This is a genomic window from Selenomonadales bacterium 4137-cl, assembly GCA_032334055.1.
Classification (GTDB): Bacteria; Bacillota; Negativicutes; order Sporomusales; family UBA7701; genus Anaeroselena; species Anaeroselena agilis.
The window spans coordinates 856837-872848 of the sequence record JAUOZS010000001.1 but is presented as its reverse complement, the minus strand read 5'-3'; the positions used below and the strand labels follow the sequence as shown (position 1 = coordinate 872848).

Here is a 16012-nt window from a genome sequence, read left to right as displayed (position 1 = left end):
GACAGGAGGTGTAAGATGCAGCCGCTCCTCAGCGTCGAAAACCTTACCGTCAACTTCCATACTTACGCCGGCATCGTCCAGGCCGTCCGCGATGTTAGCTTCACCCTGGCCAAAGGGGAGATCCTCGGCATTGTGGGCGAATCGGGCTGCGGCAAAAGCGTGACCGCCAGCGCACTCTTGGGGCTCATCCCCGCGCCGCCGGGGGAAATAGCCGCCGGCCGCATCCTGTTCGCCGGTGAAGATATCGCCGGGATGGACGAAAAAGCGCTCTGCAAGCTAAGAGGCAATGCCGTCAGCATGATCTTCCAGGATCCGATGACATCGCTCAACCCGGTGCTGACCATCGGCAACCAGCTTAAAGAGTGCTTCACGACCCATCAAAAACTTAGCGGGGAGGAAGCAGCCGGCCGGTCAGCGGACATGCTCCGGCTTGTGGGTATTCCCGCCCCCGAGGTGCGGCTGGGACAGTATCCCCACCAGCTTAGCGGCGGCATGCGCCAGCGGGTTATGATCGCAATGGCGCTGGCTATGAACCCGCGCATCCTGATCGCCGACGAACCCACCACCGCCCTTGACGTCACCATTCAGGCGCAGATAATCGACCTGATGAAAAAGCTCAACGGGGAACTGGGCACGGCGATCATCCTCATATCTCACGACCTTGGCGTGGTCGCCGGCTTGTGCGAGCGGGTTCTCGTCATGTATGCCGGCCAAATTGTCGAGGCCGCCCCGGTGGCCGCCCTTTTCGCCCGGCCCCGCCACCCTTATACGCTGGGGCTCCTCGACTCGGTGCCGCGGCTCGACGCCGTCCGGTCGCGCCTCACGTCGATCGACGGCCACCCCCCCGACCTGCTGGCGCCGCCGGACGGTTGCGCCTTCGCGCCCCGCTGCCGCTTCGCCATGAAGGTCTGCGAGGAGGCGCCGTCCCTTTTCCCGGTTGGTCAAGATCACTTCAGTCGCTGCTGGCTGGCTCACCCCGACTGCCCCCGTACCCTGCCAATCCGGGCGGCAAAGGAGGTTCTACCGGCATGAGCGCGCCCCTGATCGAGGTCAAGAGCCTCAGCAAATTTTTCGTAACCGCCCGCACCCTGCTGGGTGCGCCCCGCGCCGTGCTAAAAGCGGTGGAAGGCGTCAGTTTCGCCGTCGCCGCCGGGGAAACGCTCGGCCTCGTAGGCGAGACCGGCTGCGGAAAATCGACGGTCGCCCGCACCCTGGTGGGCCTCTATACGCCCACCGCCGGGGAGGTTCTCTTCCGCGGCGAAAATATTCACGCCGCCCTCGCCGGCCCGGACGGCAACCTCTTCCGCCGCCGCGTTCAAATGATCTTCCAGGACCCCTACGCTTCGCTTAACCCACGCATGACGGTGGGCGACATCGTCGGCGAGCCTCTCGATATCCATGGCCTTGCCACCGGCAACGAACGCCGGGAGCGCATCATGCACCTGCTCGGGCAGGTCGGTCTCAGTCCCGAGCACGCCAGTCGCTTCCCGCACGAGTTCAGCGGCGGTCAGCGCCAGCGGGTCGGAATCGCCCGGGCTCTTGCCGCCGGGCCGGAATTCCTTGTCTGCGACGAGCCCATCTCCGCCCTTGACGTGTCAATCCAGGCCCAGGTGGTCAACCTGCTGCAGGATCTGCAGGCTGAGTACGGCCTCACCTACCTTTTCGTCGCCCACGATCTTTCGATGATCCGCCATATTTGCCAGCGCGTCGCCGTCATGTATCTCGGCACGCTGGTCGAAACAGCCCCCGTCGACGAACTGTATGCAAACCCTCTGCACCCTTACACTCAGGCGCTTCTTTCCGCAATTCCCATTCCCGATCCGCTGGTTCAGAAAAACCGCCGCCGCGTCGTCCTCGGCGGCGAAGTCCCCAGCCCTATAAATCCGCCGCCCGGTTGCAAATTCCACACCCGCTGCCCCCGGGCTTTCGAGCGCTGCCGGTGCGAGGTCCCGCCCCTAATGGGCCACGGAGACCGTTTCGTTGCCTGCCATCTCGTCAACGGCTAGGAATCTACCGATAAAACCGCTCCTATAAAGAGAGCGGTTTTTTATCGGTCCGCGGGATGATGTTTTGTGTCATATTCTGAATTTTGGAATATTTTTATTGACTTTTCTTTTTGGCCTGTGGCATAATTTTTGTATACACGTATACATTATTCAACCCACCTGGCCCCGCCCCCGTCTAGCTCCCGCCAGCAACTTCAGCCTTTGTCCCCAATTTGAGGAGCAAAAGACGGCCCCGATAGCGAAAACCCATGCCACGGCACCGTTACGCTTTTTCCTCCGGCGGCGACGCCGGCTTGACGGTTAGGGAAAAAAACAGGAAAACGACTAGACTTGGCATAAATAAACTAATAATACTTAAAAAATGTTTATGCCGAGGTGATTGACTTGCCTACACAGTCCGCCCTCAGTATCAGGCCCCGTATCCTCTACCAGGTCGCCAAGGCCGCCTGGGAAGGCAAACTGTTCGAGCGGCGCGAGGATATCTGCCGCATGGTTCACGACGAATTTGCCGATAGGTTCACCCGCCGCCAAGTCGCCAACCAGATCCGTATCGCCATGGGCCTCGACCCCCACGACAGCGATACCGTCATCGGCGAACACGACGCCGAGGCCCTTATGGGCATGGCCAGCGAGCCGTTCGTCGTAGCAAATCCCGACGCGTGCAACAGTTGCGCCCCCGATGATCGTAACTGTCAACGGGCTTGCCCGGTGGGGGCCATCAGCCGCGACGAATTCGACCGGGTGCGCATTGACGGCGAACGGTGCCTAGGCGAGGGTCACTGCGTGGAAGCGTGTTCCTTCGGGGCGCTGGCCGAGAAGTCCAATTTCGTCCCTCTAATTGGGTTGCTCCGCCAAAACGAGCGGCCGGTATACGCTTCGATCGCCCCCGCATTCGCCGGCCAGTTCGGCCCGGACGTCACCCCTGGAAAGCTACGAACGGCCCTGCTGAAGCTCGGATTCGCCGACATGGTGGAAACCGCCCTTTACGCCGACCTCATCACGATGAAGGAATGCTTCGAGTATGACGAACATGTCCAGACCGAAAAGGACTTTCTCATCACCAGCTGTTGCTGTCCGGTGTGGATAAAACTTATCGAGAACAGATTCCCCGAACTGCTGGCCCACATTTCTCCCTCCGTCTCTCCCATGGTCGCTTCCGCGCGGGTAATCAAGGCGTTTGAGCCCGATGCCAAGGTTGTCTTTATCGGCCCCTGCGTGGCCAAAAAATCGGAGGCCGTTCTCCCCGGTCTCAGCGGCGCCGTGGATTTTGTCCTCACTTTCCAGGAGCTTGCCGCCATCTTCGAGGCTACCGGGGTCGACCCCGCCGACCAGCCGGATGAGGAAAATGCCCAGGCGTCGTGGAGCGGCCGGGTTTACGGACGCACCGGCGGCGTAAGCGCCGCCGTGGCCGCAACCCTTGCCAAGCTTATCCCGCGGCGGGCGGAAAAGTTTATAGCCCGCCAGGTCGACGGCATTCCCGACTGCCAAAAAATGCTCGCGGAACTGAAGGGCGGCGACTTTGGGGCTAACTTTGTCGAAGGTATGGCCTGCAAGGGGGGCTGCGTCGGCGGCCCGGGGCGCATTCTGCCGCCGGAGGATGGCACCCGCCATGTCAACGCCTACTCAGAGACCTCCGCCAGCCATATCCCGCCGGAAAATCCCCAGGTTTACTCCATCCTCGCCCGGCTAAGCCACGAAACCGACACGCCGGCGCTTACCGGGGAGGGTCCCATTGCGACCCTGCTGGCGCGTAAACTGGATCCAAGCTAATATATATGCCGGATCGTTGCGCGCTGAAAATAGATAGGGTAGAATAGATTTAATTGCGATTTTTTTACAAGGGAGGCTGTATTTTGGCTAACAAGAATCCTTTAAAGATCTGCGAAACAGTTTTGCGCGACGGTCATCAATCACTGGCCGCCACCCGCATGCGCACCTCTGATATGATCCCGGCGCTGGAGCAGCTCGACGAGATTGGCTATTTCTCGTTGGAGGCCTGGGGCGGGGCCACGTTCGACAGTTGTCTGCGCTTCCTCAACGAAGACCCCTGGGAGCGGTTGCGCACCATTAAGAAATACCTGAAAAAAACGCCGCTGCAAATGCTGCTGAGAGGCCAGAACGTCCTTGGCTACAACCACTACGCCGACGATGTGGTGACGGAGTTCGTCAAACGCGCCGTCGACAACGGCGTGGGCGTGATGCGCATTTTCGACGCGCTTAACGATGTCCGCAACCTGGAAGCGGCCATGCGGGCCGCAAAGCAGTCCGGCGCCCACGTGCAGGGAGCCTTCGTATACACTATCAGCCCCTTCCATGATGTGAACAGTTTCGTTAAAGTGGCCAAAGATCTGGTAGACCTCGGCGCCGATTCGATATGCATCAAGGATATGGCCGGCCTGCTGGCGCCTTACACTACCTATGAACTGGTAAAAACCCTCAAAGGCCAGATCAGCATCCCCATACACCTGCATAGTCACTACACCAGCGGCATGGCTTCGATGTCCTATCTCAAGGCCGCTGAAGCCGGCGTAGATATCGTTGACTGCTCGCTGTCCCCCTTCGCCCTCGGCACAGCCCAGCCGGCCACCGAGGCGATCGTAGCGGCTTTCGAAGGCCACGAACGCGACACCGGCCTCAAAAAGGAAGACATGTACCCTATCGCCGATCATTTCCGCGGCGTCAAGAAGCAGCTTGCCGAGACCTTCAAGCTCAACACCGCCATCGACATCGACACCAAGGTACTGTCCTTCCAGATCCCGGGAGGCATGATGTCGAACCTGCTCAATCAGCTCAAGGAGATGGGCATGGCCGACAAGTATCCCGCGCTGATCGAGGAGATGCCCAAAGTGCGTGCTGATCTCGGCTACCCGCCCCTTGTCACCCCTACAAGCCAAATTGTCGGCTCGATGGCGGCTTTCAACGTCATCATGGGCAGGTACAAGAACGTGCCCCGCGAGGTCAAGGACCTGGCCCGCGGCAAGTACGGCCGCACCCCGGCGCCAATCTCCAAGGAGGTGGCTGACCTCATCCTCAAGGGTGAGGAGATCATCACCCACCGCCCGGCCGACGACATCCCGCCCCAGCTCGAAGGCCTCAAGCAGGCTCTTGCCGAGAAGGGCTACCCCAACGCTTCGATGGAGGATGTCCTGTCGTACGCCGTCTTCCCCGAAGTGGCCTTGAAATTCTTCGAAACGAACAGGAAGTAACGGAAACCCCCTGGCTGACGCCAGGGGGTTTTTTATGGGCTGTAGAAACAACTTTTGCCGACGAATTCCCTAAGAATGGAGTTCGCCGGGATATCGTCATCAGGCAAATGGGTGAAGTACCGCAGGAAGTTCAAAAGCCGCTTGGCCTCAGAATACATCGGGCTTTCGGGACCGACCTGCTGCAGCAGCCCCTCGGCGCAGTTGCGCAAAACCCCCAGTTCATAGATGAGGGCCGAGTTGAACATAATGTCGGCTTCTTCCTGGAAGGGGAAAATGTTGCGTTCCTCCCCCCGTCGCACCGAAGGCCATACTTCGAGCGTCTTGAGCGCGTCGTGGGCTCTGAACTGGCTGTCGCGCACAATCCGGCGGATTAACCTTGTGTCGGTCGTGGGGATGCGGTTGTGGTTGTCGATCGAGAGTTGCGTGAGGGCGCTTATATATATTTTTATCTTGTTTTCCCGCGGCACCGCGCGGGTCAGCCGCTCGTTGAGGCCGTGGATGCCCTCGATAATTAGGGGCTGGTCGGGCTCGATCTGGATGCGGCGGCCGCGGTACTCCCGCTGGCCGGACATGAAGTTGTAGGTGGGCAGTTTAACGAGTTCGCCCCGCAAAAGCCTTACCAGATGCTCGTTGAAAAGCTCCAGGTCGATGGCCTCGATGGCCTCGAAGTCGTAGTCGCCTTTCTCGTCCCGGGGCGTATGGTCGCGATCGACGAAATAATCGTCAAGGGAGATGGGAACTGGCCTTACGCCGTTGACCCTGAGCTGCACGTTGAGTCGCTGGGCGAAGGTGGTTTTTCCCGATGAGGACGGCCCGGCAACGAGAATAACCCGCACCTCGCTGGTGTGTTCACTGATATAGTCGGCAATCTGGGCCATCTTTTTTTCGTGAAGGGCCTCGGCTATGCGGATGATTTCGGCCGCCTGGCCCTGTTCCACGTATTCGTTGAGATTGGCCACGTACGGACAGCGAAGGATTTTCCCCCATTGCTCGGCCTCCTGGAACACCTTGAACAGCTTGGGCTGCTGTACGTAAGGGGGCAAGACTTCAGGGGCATCCTTTTCCGGATAACGGAGAATAAAGCCCGGCGAGTGGTATTTGAGCTCGAACACCTTGAGATAACCGGTGCTCGGCACCATTGTCCCATAAAAATAGTCATACTCGTCGCCGCAGTAGTAAACACTTACAAGCTCGCGCTGCAGCTGACTGAGCAGTTTAACCTTGCCGATTTGGCCCGAAGCCTTGAATAGGGCGATAGCGTCAGCCCGCAGCATGCTCTGACGGACGAACGGCCTATCTTCGGCGACAAGCCGCCGCATGCGCTCCTGGAGGCGATCAACATCCTCCGCGGTTAATTCACGGTCGAGATGAAGCTCACAGTAGACCCCTTTGCCGAGCGAATGTTCGACAGTCACTTCCGCGGCGGGGAAAAGGTCGCGAGCAGCGACGACAAGGATGAAGGAGAGGCTGCGGCGATATACCCTCATCCCCTCTTCGCTGGTGAGGTCAAGGAAGGTTATCCTGTCGCCGTCCCGAATAGCGGTCTTCAAATCCTTGACATCGTTGTCGACTGTCGCCGCGACGATCGGCGAGGGGTAAAGGCAGGCCATATCCCGGCTGACGTCCAGCAGGGTCGCGCCTGCGTCGTACTCGCGGCTGGTATCGTTGATTTGGACTGTAACCAATGAATCCCCCTCCAGATAAGGCTGGGCCGCGTACTTATCCGCGCACTCGTTGCCCGCCCGTATTTCCGCAACAACAACCTATTACCCATTCTATACATCACGTCGCTAATTATTCGCCGGTAACCCTGGCCGTATCCAACCGGTACCGCAAATACTTTCCCCGAAAATAGTATATAGGATTTATGCCTAAAACGCCAGGCAACGGCGGTAATATGTCCAGCAGCGCTTACCGGGGAAGGCACTGTCTGTCCCGCCGGGCCGGGGGATTCAACAACAGGAGGAGTGAACTTTCGTTCACTCCTCCTCCCGGATTCACCGCTTCCGGAGCAGGCGCATAAAGCGGTAGGCCATTATCGACAGCGGCGCGCGGTGAACGGCGAAACGCATGCCGAGAATGAAAATCATTACCGTACCGAGAAGATGGACGAGCCAGAAACCGGTCCGCGGAAATTCAAGAGCAGTGTCGTCGATCCAATTTTCATGATATTGCCCCACGGATTCATCAGCCTCCTTTGGCGATAGTATTGCCAAAGCGGCCTTTTCTCTCAAGCGGGAAAAAAAGGAAACCGGACTGTCCGTCTGCACTGAACCCCGGCCAATGGACACAGATAAAAAGCCCTATCGTAGGATTAGATGAGATTACGCAAACTGGCGTCGTTTTTCGAGCGGCGTCAGTTTTGTTTTGAGTTGAATACGCTCGTGGTTGTAGAAAAAAATGTAGTTATCAATAAGCTGACGCGCCTGATCGACCGTCTTTGGCTTATGCCGCCGGATACACTCGGTCTTAAGGATGCTGAAGAAGTTTTCTGCCGGCGCGTTGTCATAGCAGTTTCCCCGCCTTGACATGGACGGAGTAATGCCGTAATTTTGAGTTAGGGTGAAATATGCCTGGGAAGTGTATTGAAACCCCTGGTCACTGTGGAGGTGCAACTCTGCAGTGACCGCTTCTTTTGCCTTGGCTTGCCGAACGGTTCGCAGAACCAGGTTGACCGACTGCTCGGTTCCAGTCTGGTAGGCGACAATACTGTTGTCAAACAGGTCGCGAATCATGGATAGATACAAGGTTCCCTGCGGCGTCTGGATATAGGAAACATCCGTTACCCATTTCTGATTAGGTTTGATAGCTGTGAAATCGCGGCCGAGGATATTCGGATACCGGTGCAGTTGACCGCTCATCTGCCGGTACTTTTTTCTGCGCCGGATTTGCGCCAGCAACCCGTACTTGTTCATGATGCGCAGCACCGCCTTATGGTTTTTCTTAATGCCTCGCCTCTCAAGCCATATCCCCACACGCCTATAACCGTAAGTTCCATTAGTCTGCCGCTGGCATTTTTGAATCAAGGCGGCCAACTTCTCCTCGGCGGATGACCGGTCTTTCCGTTTGAGATACGCGTAGTAGCCGCTTCTTGATACCTCAAAGAAATTACACATGACCGCAACCGGATGCTTGCCGGCATTTTGCGCTATGGCTATGTACTTAACCTGTGCTCTCACATCCTTCCAGCAGCGTGAAGAAAAGACCGGTATAGTTCCACTTCTCTTTCAAGTTCCCGTATCCGCAGCTCCATCGCGTGGTGTGCAGTTATCGGGCTTTTTCTGGGGCGGCCTTTCTTCTTGGGGGATGCCGGAAGGGTGGTCTGTCTCCGATTGTACCGGTTAATCCAGTTCTTGATTTGTACTTTTTCAAGACCCAAGGCATCTGCTATCTCCCGCCTGGTTCTTCCATCTTGTCGCATTTGCAGGATAATCCGCTCAGCCGATTGCATATCTGTCCATTTCCGTGACATACAAAACCTCCTATCGTAGTTATCCTACAACAGGAGGCTTTTTTGCTCAATGTCCGTTTTTTCGGGTTCAGTTCAGTCCGGTTTCGGGGGCTTTTTATTTGTCCGCTTCGGCCATGGCCTGCGCAATTTTAGTCGGCACGCCCTTAATTTTACCGGCCGGCAGGGCGCAGACGGCGACCCTGACCCCTTTGGCGAGCGGCACGGCGAAGATGTTGTCGGCGTGAAGCCTGGTGCAGACAGCATCAGGGTTCCGGGCCGGGATGGACAGGAAGAAGCCGGCGATGTACGGCAGCATGTTGAGCTTGGCCTCTTTGGCCTCGGCGGTGAAAAGGCTGGCCCGTTCGGCGATCATCTTATAGAAGGAGGCCCGCTCTTTTTCCAGTTCAGCCTGGGTGGCGGCGTCCTTGTAGATGGCGGACAGCAGGTGCTGAGCGCCGCGATTGATGTTCGACCAGGTGGCCCGGCTAAGGTACTGGTTGACGTTGGCGAATTCGGTTATAACGTCCTGGCTGGAGGAAATGCCGATCATCGCCCCTGTCCGCATGCCGTATACGGTATAGCCTTTGGACATGCTGTAACCGATGATGACGAGGATATTCTCCGGCAGGCCGCCGAATTTCTTCATGAACGCCCGGCTCTCGTTCTTTTCGCCGGCGTAATCCAAGTAGGCGACATCGACGAAAAGGGTAATCTTCTTTTCGGGCTTGGCCTTTTTGAGAACCGCGAGCACCTGATCCCATTCGGTGTCGCTCAGGCTGTAGCCGACCGGGTTGTGCGCCGGGGTATTCAGGATAACGACGAGATTGGTCTGTTTGGCGAGCAGCTCGTTGACTTTGCTCTCGAAGGACTTGATGTTGAACTTGTTGGCTTCGTCGAACAGGGAGAAGGTGTCGAGTTTGCGCATCAGCGCGTCGGACAGAACGCTGTAGGGGTCCCAGTACCAGTCGTGGGTCAGAATGGTGTCGCCGACCTCGGAGTAGTTCCAAATGGTGTGATGAATGGCGCCCGAGCCGCCCGAAGTCGATACGGCCTTGGTGTAAGCCTCCGGCTTGTTGTCGGCGAAGGCGGCGACCTGAACCATTTCGAGAAAATCAGGCATACCGGCGATACCGGCGTAAGGAACTATTTCCGCCATCGGCAGGCTCTTGTAGACTTTCTCCACCGTGGGCAGGATGACAAGTTTTTCGCTGTTGTCCAGCAAAACGCCGATGGTGGCGTCAACGACGTTCTCTTTGCCGATCTTGGCTTTCGCGGCGTTAGCTGCAGCCGCGGCGCCGAAAATTTTGTCGGTGGCCGACTTCCCGGCCATGTGGGATGCTGCGATACCATAAGGCATATCAGTTTCCTCCTCAATCAGTTTATAGCCATTTTATAACCAATATTATCTTAACGTTTGGCGCGTTCTCCCTTTTTCCTGCCGTATGCAGGAAAAATCCAGTATACATCAGGGGTACATCTTATGCAGCATCCGCGGGAAGGGTATCGTCTCCCTGATATGATCAAGACCGCATATCCACGCAACCGTCCGTTCGATTCCCAGCCCGAAGCCGGAATGGGGAACAGCGCCGTAGCGGCGAAGATCGAGGTACCATTCGAACGCCTCCCGCGGCAGCTTGTGTTCGTCCAGCCGCTGTTCAAGAAGGCCCAGGTCGTCGATCCTCTGCCCGCCGCCGATCATTTCGCCGTATCCTTCCGGGGCGATCAGGTCAGCGCCTAGAACCACTTTGGGGTCGTTGGGGTCGGGTTTCATATAGAACGCCTTGATCGCGGTGGGATAGCGATGGACAAAGACAGGCGATTCGAAATTGCTGCCGATGATCGTCTCGTGCGGCGCCCCGAAATCGTCGCCCCAGGTGAATTCCTCGCCCGCTTTCTTAAGCAGCTCGACCGCCTCGGTATAGCTTATGCGCGGGAAAGGCAGCTTGACGGACTCTAGCTTGGTTACGTCCCTCTCCAGAGCCTTGAGTTCCTGGCGGCAACGTTCCAATACCCTCTGGATTACGTAATATACCATTTCCTCCTGGAGTTTCATATTGTCGTCGATATCGAAGTAGGCCATTTCCGCTTCGATCATCCAGAACTCCATCAGGTGACGGCGCGTCTTCGACTTTTCGGCCCGGAAAGTCGGCCCGAAGCAGTAAACGCGCCCGAGGGCGGCGGCGGTCGCCTCGTTGTAAAGCTGGCCGCTCTGGGATAAGAACGCTTTATCGCCGTGATAATCGATCTCGAACAGCGTCGTGGTGCCCTCGCACGCGGCCGGCGTGATCACGGGCGCATCGGCCAGCACGAAGTCGCGCTGGTAGAAGAAGTCGCGGAATGCTTGCTCGATTTCGGAGCGAATGCGCATAACGGCCGCCTGTTTAGGGGTTCTGAGCCACAAATGGCGCCTTTCGGCGAGAAATTCTACCCCGTGCTCCTTATGGCTTATCGGGTATTCCTCGGCAATGCTGACAATATCAAGACCGGTCAGGGTAAGCTCGTAACCGCCCACCGCCCGCGGCTCCTCCCGTACGACGCCGGTTACTTTCAGCGAGCTCTCCTGGGTCAGAGTGGCGGCAAGAGCAAATAGGTCGTCCCCGACCTCTTTCTTCACCATTACCCCTTGCACAAGACCGGTACCGTCGCGGACAATCAGAAACGAGATTTTTCCCGAAGACCGGAAATTATAAAGCCACCCCTGGACTGTCACCGTTTCGCCCACATGGCGGCCAAGATGTTTTATAAGTGCCGTTGCCAATCGGCGCCACCCCTTTTTGCCTGATTCTTAGTTAGTGTAACCATGAAGAAATTTCCTATTACCGCCTTCTTAAGGCGCCGCATCCGGATCGACGTTTTTCTTGCCGCTGATCTTCTCCACGCTTACGGCAACTACGACACAGCCGTTGACCATCGCGGCGTCCACAGCCGCGAACGGGCGTCCGGCGGCGAAACGCGCGGTCAACGTGTTGAGCGCGTCAATCTTTTCCGCGGTATCGTTGACGATACGGGCTTTCCCGAAAACGACCACCGAGGTGTAGCGGGTCGAACAACCGCAGGCCTTCTCGTTAAACACCAGCTTGTCGGACTGGCTCACTTCAAAGCAGACGCGGTTATTGGCGGCAATGTTGTCAAGCTTATGCCCCTGAGGAGCGCAGTGAAAATAGATATTGCCACGATGGAAAACATAGTTGAGGGGCGTTATGTAAGGCTGTCCATCGGCGTCGCACGTAGCCAGCCTTCCTTCCGTCCTCGCCGCGAGATAGCCGAACGCCTCGCTTTCGGTTAGCCATTTTTTTGGCATCTTATCCCTCCTACAGATGTGCATACTGTTTCATTTCTTTATCTGGCGCTATTTTCCTGTCTCCCGGCGCAAACATCCGCGAAAAGTGATGCCCTTTCAAAATGGAAAGCAGGCCTTGCGGCCTGCCCTTCAATCCTCGTCAGCTGCCAATGTTGTTCTTGCTGGTCAGCGTCTGCGTGGTCTTGCCCTGCTGGCCGCTTTGTCCGAAGCTGCCCGCACTGCCGCCCAATTTGTTCTCCTGAGACTCGATCATCTTGCGGACCATGTGGCCGCCGACGCGGCCGTTATCCGCCGAAGTAAGGGCACCCTTGTAGGTGTTCTGGTAATTCTGCAAGCCGAGTTCGGCAGCGGTTTCCACCTTCAGCTGGTCGAGAGCTTTCTGCGCCTGGGGATTTACGGGTTTCCGACTCCTCGACATTAAGCAAAACCTCCCTTTGCGTATTTTGGGTACCCATTTATAGAATGGCTGAAAAGAGCCGCCGCATACATTGAAAAAAATGGGCAGGAAAAAGCGGCCCGTTAAGGGCCGCTTTGGCAATTGTTCTAGAAGTTGAAGTCGAGTTCGGCGCGGAACTGGTTCGGTTTGTAGGACGGGTTGCTGGATTGCTTGGTGATGTCCTGGTATACCCACAGAGTAGCGTTGTTGGTCGGCTTGTACTTGGCTTCGAGACGAACGCCCTTGGAATCGGCGAATGCACCGTTGGTAACCCAGTCGGCGTCAACCGCGTTGTTCTCGATATCGCGGAAGGATACCGCGTAGCTGAAGTCGCCTTTGTTGGCCGCTTCGCCGACGGTGGCTTTAATCATGTAGCCGTCAGCCTTGGCGGTGTTGTTCTTCATATAGACGCCGGTCAGACCCACGTTTTCGGCGATCTTGCCGCCGGCGTTAACGGACCAGTACTTGTTGTCTTCGCGTTTCAGGTAGCCGGCGCCCATGTCGACTGCTTGCACCTTGGTGTCGATGCTGGCGGCGAGAACATCGTCTTTCACGGAGCGGCCACCGAAGCCGTAGAGGTTGAAGTCGCCCGCTTTGCCGCTCACCGAGATACCCTGGATGCCATTGACGTCGGCGAGCATGCCCTGGCCAACGGCAACCGGCTGACGACCGATTTTTGCGTCAACTTGGCCGATCTTTGAGCCGATATACATCTGCTCCATATTGACTTCCGAACCTTTTGAGCCGGTGCCGGCTTCGGCATAGTTCAGGCCGGTGCCTTGCATTTGCTGGTCGATACCCATAAGGCGGGCGTGGGCGTACATGCCTTCACCCATGTCGAAGTCGAAGTTCAGACGGATACGGGCGTCAGAGTAGTCACCGCGTTCTTTGGTGGACTGAATCATGGTCTGAGCGTCGCCGGTGATCACGGGAGCGGCAAAAGCGGTAGCGGTCGAAATAGTGAGTGCAGCCATGATAGCAGCCGAAAGCAGTCTCTTTTTCACGTTTTTGTGCCTCCTCAGTTTTTTTTGCGGGTGATTTGTCCGTGTTACCATCTACATAACCCGCTGCTTCCCTGAAGAGCCCAGAGTGAGTATCCACGTTTCCTCACTGTCAGACTCCCCGAGTGAGCCGGTTATCCTATAACGCCTATCCTCCGCAGACTGAGCAGTCACCCTGCTGTCTCTTTCTCGCGTCGGTGGCGATTATAAGCCTTTTATATTTAGCATAATTCTATGTCGTTTACATAATTCCTTCACAGATAGAACTATATCTATTATGTAATTACTGCCATATAACGCAATAACAAGTGATAGCATCATCATTATATTTTACATAACATAAATATTCGGGCAAAAAGAGAGCGCCTTGCGGCGCTCTTGCTATACCAGGCGAATTATTTGGCGTTGTTCTCGTCCTTAAAAAAACGGGCGTGGATGGCGCCAACCGCTTCTTTGACCTTGTCGGCCTGAATCAGGCAGGAAATGCTGATTTCCGATGTGCTGATGACTTCGATGTTAACGCCGGCGTCGGACAATGCGCCAAACATTGCCGCGGCGATGCCGGGGCTGCCGTACATGCCGGCTCCCACCACCGATACCTTGGCGACATTCTCGTCAACAACCACGCCAAGAACGCCGATCGTTTTCCCCACCTCCTCGATTATTTGCCTGGCCATCGGCAGGTCCGGCTGGGCAATGGTGAAAACGATGTCGTTGATATTTTTGTCGGCGTTACGGATACTCTGGACGATCATGTCAACGTCGATATTGGCCTGAGCCAGGGCGGAGAAAACCTTATAGGCGATACCCGGACGGTCCGGCACTCCCAGGATGGCCACCTTGGCGACATTGGAGTCGTGAGTTACTCCCCTGATGATGAACTCTTTTTCTTCCACTGTGTATACCTCCCTGATTATAGTACCCGGCTCGCGACTGAAGGTCGAACGGACATGAATCGGCACCCCGTAGTGCTTGCCCATCTCGACCGAGCGCGGCTGCATGACCACCGCTCCCAGCCTGGCCATTTCCAGCATTTCGTTGTAGGTGATTTCTTTCATCCGCCGGGCGGTTTTTACTACCCTGGGGTCGGCGGAGTAGACGCCGTCGACATCGGTGAAAATCTCGCAGACGTCAGCCTGCATGGCGCCGGCCAGAGCCACGGCGGTGGTATCCGAGCCTCCCCGCCCCAGGGTCGTGATGTCGCCGTCGGCTGTCACTCCCTGGAAACCTGCAACTACGACAATTTTGCCCGCCGCCAGTTCCGCCAATACCCGGTCCGGTTTAACCGCCTTGATTTTCCCTTTGTTAAAGGCGTTGTTCGTGTCAATGCCGGCCTGGCAGCCGGTAAGCGAAACTGACGGCTGGCCCAGGGATGCGAAAGCCATTGCCAGGATGGCGATGGATACCTGCTCTCCCGTCGCCAGCAGCATGTCCATTTCCCGGCCATAGGGCTTATCTGTCACCCCTTTAGCCAGCTGAATCAGGTCGTCGGTAGTGTCGCCCATAGCCGAAACTACAACGACCACTTTGTCTTCAGGTTTTTTATCGGCCAGGACGCGCCGAGCCACAGCCATTATCTTCTCTGTCGTCGCTACCGAACTACCGCCGAATTTTTTAACGATTAGCGCCATATCCATTACCTTCCTTCTGCTGCACAATAGGAGTTATTATTCTTCAAGCACGTACAATTTCCTCCTGGTAATGCACATTCAGAATATTGCGGCTATAGATACGGCTTACAAAAAGGCAAACCCGGCCTCGGCCGGGTTGCACATCACACGATCTTTATTTCTTTGGAGCTTTCCCATAATCCGTGGATATTGCAGTAAGCCTCGGCGATAAGAGTCCCGGATACGTTCAGCTTTACAGCCACGGTTGCCTGGGGTTCACTGTAGGCTGGTCCTTTGTTGGCTCCCTCCACCGACTCCCCGTGGGCGGAGAAGTCGTAGCCGCCAAGGTCATACGCGAATTTGCCGCCCTCGGGCTTGAAATAGAGCTTGATCCAGCGAATATGGTGCTCGGTCGTGTTGGGATGGGCTATCTCTTTGCCCACCGATACCTGGATAGCCAGTTTCTCCCCTGCTTTCGCACTGTCCGGAGCCTCGATTACCGGAACGTGCTTCTCGGTTTTCCAGTCGGCGCTTTGAACGACATCGGCAATTTTCATTTAAGACCCTCCTTATTTTTGTGTTATTAATAGTATTACTCATTCAACTCAAAAATTCCTTCTTGATAATTATTATTTTTTAATTATTTTTCTATTCATAATGAAACCGGCTGTGCATTACGCCCGCCGGTTTCATTTTCTGATTCTGACCATCACTAGCGAACGGGCCAGTACATAGCAAAAGGCAAAAACGCCGCCCACGGTAAAAAAGAAAGCTACCGGCTTTACCATCATTATTTCGGCACTGGCTATCAGACTGAGCAATAAGGCGGCCATATAGGCGAGGAACCAATCACCGTATCGTTCCGCACTAAGGCGTGGGGCGATTATCAGCCATACCAGAAAGCCACACAACACAATATATACGTTTTGACCGATTTCCATACTATCCTCCCGACAGGCCTACTATTTACGGCCGTCTTTGGCCGCCGGCCGGCGTAACCA

General features: G+C 56.3%; 15 protein-coding genes. 4 read left to right on the top strand and 11 right to left on the bottom strand.

Annotation, left to right across the window (positions count from 1 at the left end; all coding sequences use genetic code 11):
• Positions 1–15 precede the first annotated feature (15 nt).
• The 4 genes from Q4T40_04520 to Q4T40_04505 all read left to right on the top strand — a co-directional run bounded on the left by Q4T40_04520 (position 16) and on the right by Q4T40_04505 (position 5212).
• Positions 16–1032 carry an ABC transporter ATP-binding protein gene (locus Q4T40_04520; GenBank protein ID MDT8900501.1) on the top strand — a complete coding sequence of 339 codons (1017 nt, stop codon included), beginning with the start codon at positions 16–18 and terminating at the stop codon, positions 1030–1032.
• Entirely contained in the window at positions 1029–2006 is a 978-nt protein-coding gene (locus Q4T40_04515; protein ID MDT8900500.1) for an ATP-binding cassette domain-containing protein, read from the top strand. Before Q4T40_04520 ends, Q4T40_04515 begins: the two co-directional genes overlap by 4 nt.
• A gap of 384 nt (positions 2007–2390) precedes the next feature.
• A complete protein-coding gene (locus tag Q4T40_04510) occupies positions 2391–3776 on the top strand; it encodes a [Fe-Fe] hydrogenase large subunit C-terminal domain-containing protein (protein MDT8900499.1) in 1386 nt (461 codons plus the stop codon).
• A gap of 83 nt (positions 3777–3859) precedes the next feature.
• A complete protein-coding gene (locus tag Q4T40_04505; GenBank protein ID MDT8900498.1) occupies positions 3860–5212 on the top strand; it encodes a pyruvate carboxylase subunit B in 1353 nt (450 codons plus the stop codon).
• A 32-nt stretch (positions 5213–5244) separates the two neighbouring features.
• Here Q4T40_04505 and Q4T40_04500 read toward each other — a convergent pair whose 3' ends face one another.
• The 11 genes from Q4T40_04500 to Q4T40_04450 form a co-directional block, all read right to left on the bottom strand.
• On the bottom strand, positions 5245–6822 hold the full coding sequence (locus Q4T40_04500; protein MDT8900497.1) for a nucleoside kinase: 1578 nt from the start codon (positions 6820–6822) through the stop codon (positions 5245–5247).
• 387 nt (positions 6823–7209) lie between these two features.
• Complete coding sequence (locus tag Q4T40_04495) at positions 7210–7392, bottom strand: hypothetical protein (protein MDT8900496.1); 183 nt, start codon at positions 7390–7392, stop codon at positions 7210–7212.
• 144 nt (positions 7393–7536) lie between these two features.
• The gene (locus Q4T40_04490) at positions 7537–8391 is read right to left on the bottom strand and encodes an IS3 family transposase (GenBank protein MDT8900495.1); all 855 of its coding nucleotides are present in this window, start codon (positions 8389–8391) and stop codon (positions 7537–7539) included.
• 387 nt (positions 8392–8778) lie between these two features.
• Positions 8779–10020, bottom strand: a complete 1242-nt coding sequence (locus tag Q4T40_04485; GenBank protein MDT8900494.1) for an aminotransferase class I/II-fold pyridoxal phosphate-dependent enzyme — start codon at positions 10018–10020, stop codon at positions 8779–8781.
• Positions 10021–10128: 108 nt separating this feature from the next.
• Complete coding sequence (gene asnS / locus Q4T40_04480) at positions 10129–11421, bottom strand: asparagine--tRNA ligase (GenBank protein ID MDT8900493.1); 1293 nt, start codon at positions 11419–11421, stop codon at positions 10129–10131.
• Between the two features lie 69 nt (positions 11422–11490).
• Complete coding sequence (locus Q4T40_04475) at positions 11491–11964, bottom strand: pyridoxamine 5'-phosphate oxidase family protein (protein MDT8900492.1); 474 nt, start codon at positions 11962–11964, stop codon at positions 11491–11493.
• Between the two features lie 139 nt (positions 11965–12103).
• Positions 12104–12382 (bottom strand): alpha/beta-type small acid-soluble spore protein, encoded by a 279-nt coding sequence (locus tag Q4T40_04470; protein ID MDT8900491.1) that lies wholly within the window; start codon positions 12380–12382, stop codon positions 12104–12106.
• Between the two features lie 125 nt (positions 12383–12507).
• Positions 12508–13404, bottom strand: a complete 897-nt coding sequence (locus tag Q4T40_04465) for a hypothetical protein (protein ID MDT8900490.1) — start codon at positions 13402–13404, stop codon at positions 12508–12510.
• 392 nt (positions 13405–13796) lie between these two features.
• Positions 13797–15032, bottom strand: coding sequence for an aspartate kinase (locus Q4T40_04460; protein MDT8900489.1), 1236 nt, complete (start codon positions 15030–15032; stop codon positions 13797–13799).
• A gap of 143 nt (positions 15033–15175) precedes the next feature.
• On the bottom strand, positions 15176–15568 hold the full coding sequence (locus Q4T40_04455; GenBank protein MDT8900488.1) for a class II SORL domain-containing protein: 393 nt from the start codon (positions 15566–15568) through the stop codon (positions 15176–15178).
• Positions 15569–15700: 132 nt separating this feature from the next.
• Complete coding sequence (locus tag Q4T40_04450) at positions 15701–15952, bottom strand: hypothetical protein (GenBank protein MDT8900487.1); 252 nt, start codon at positions 15950–15952, stop codon at positions 15701–15703.
• Positions 15953–16012 lie beyond the last annotated feature (60 nt).

Coding starts and splice junctions, on each gene's coding strand:
- Q4T40_04470 (MDT8900491.1), bottom strand. CDS start 12,382: ATGTCGAGGAGTCGGAAACCCGTAAATCCCCAGGCGCAGAAAGCTCTC.
- Q4T40_04515 (MDT8900500.1), top strand. CDS start 1,029: ATGAGCGCGCCCCTGATCGAGGTCAAGAGCCTCAGCAAATTTTTCGTA.
- Q4T40_04455 (MDT8900488.1), bottom strand. CDS start 15,568: ATGAAAATTGCCGATGTCGTTCAAAGCGCCGACTGGAAAACCGAGAAG.
- Q4T40_04500 (MDT8900497.1), bottom strand. CDS start 6,822: ATGGCCTGCCTTTACCCCTCGCCGATCGTCGCGGCGACAGTCGACAAC.
- Q4T40_04485 (MDT8900494.1), bottom strand. CDS start 10,020: ATGCCTTATGGTATCGCAGCATCCCACATGGCCGGGAAGTCGGCCACC.
- Q4T40_04475 (MDT8900492.1), bottom strand. CDS start 11,964: ATGCCAAAAAAATGGCTAACCGAAAGCGAGGCGTTCGGCTATCTCGCG.
- Q4T40_04450 (MDT8900487.1), bottom strand. CDS start 15,952: ATGGAAATCGGTCAAAACGTATATATTGTGTTGTGTGGCTTTCTGGTA.
- Q4T40_04520 (MDT8900501.1), top strand. CDS start 16: ATGCAGCCGCTCCTCAGCGTCGAAAACCTTACCGTCAACTTCCATACT.
- Q4T40_04460 (MDT8900489.1), bottom strand. CDS start 15,032: ATGGCGCTAATCGTTAAAAAATTCGGCGGTAGTTCGGTAGCGACGACA.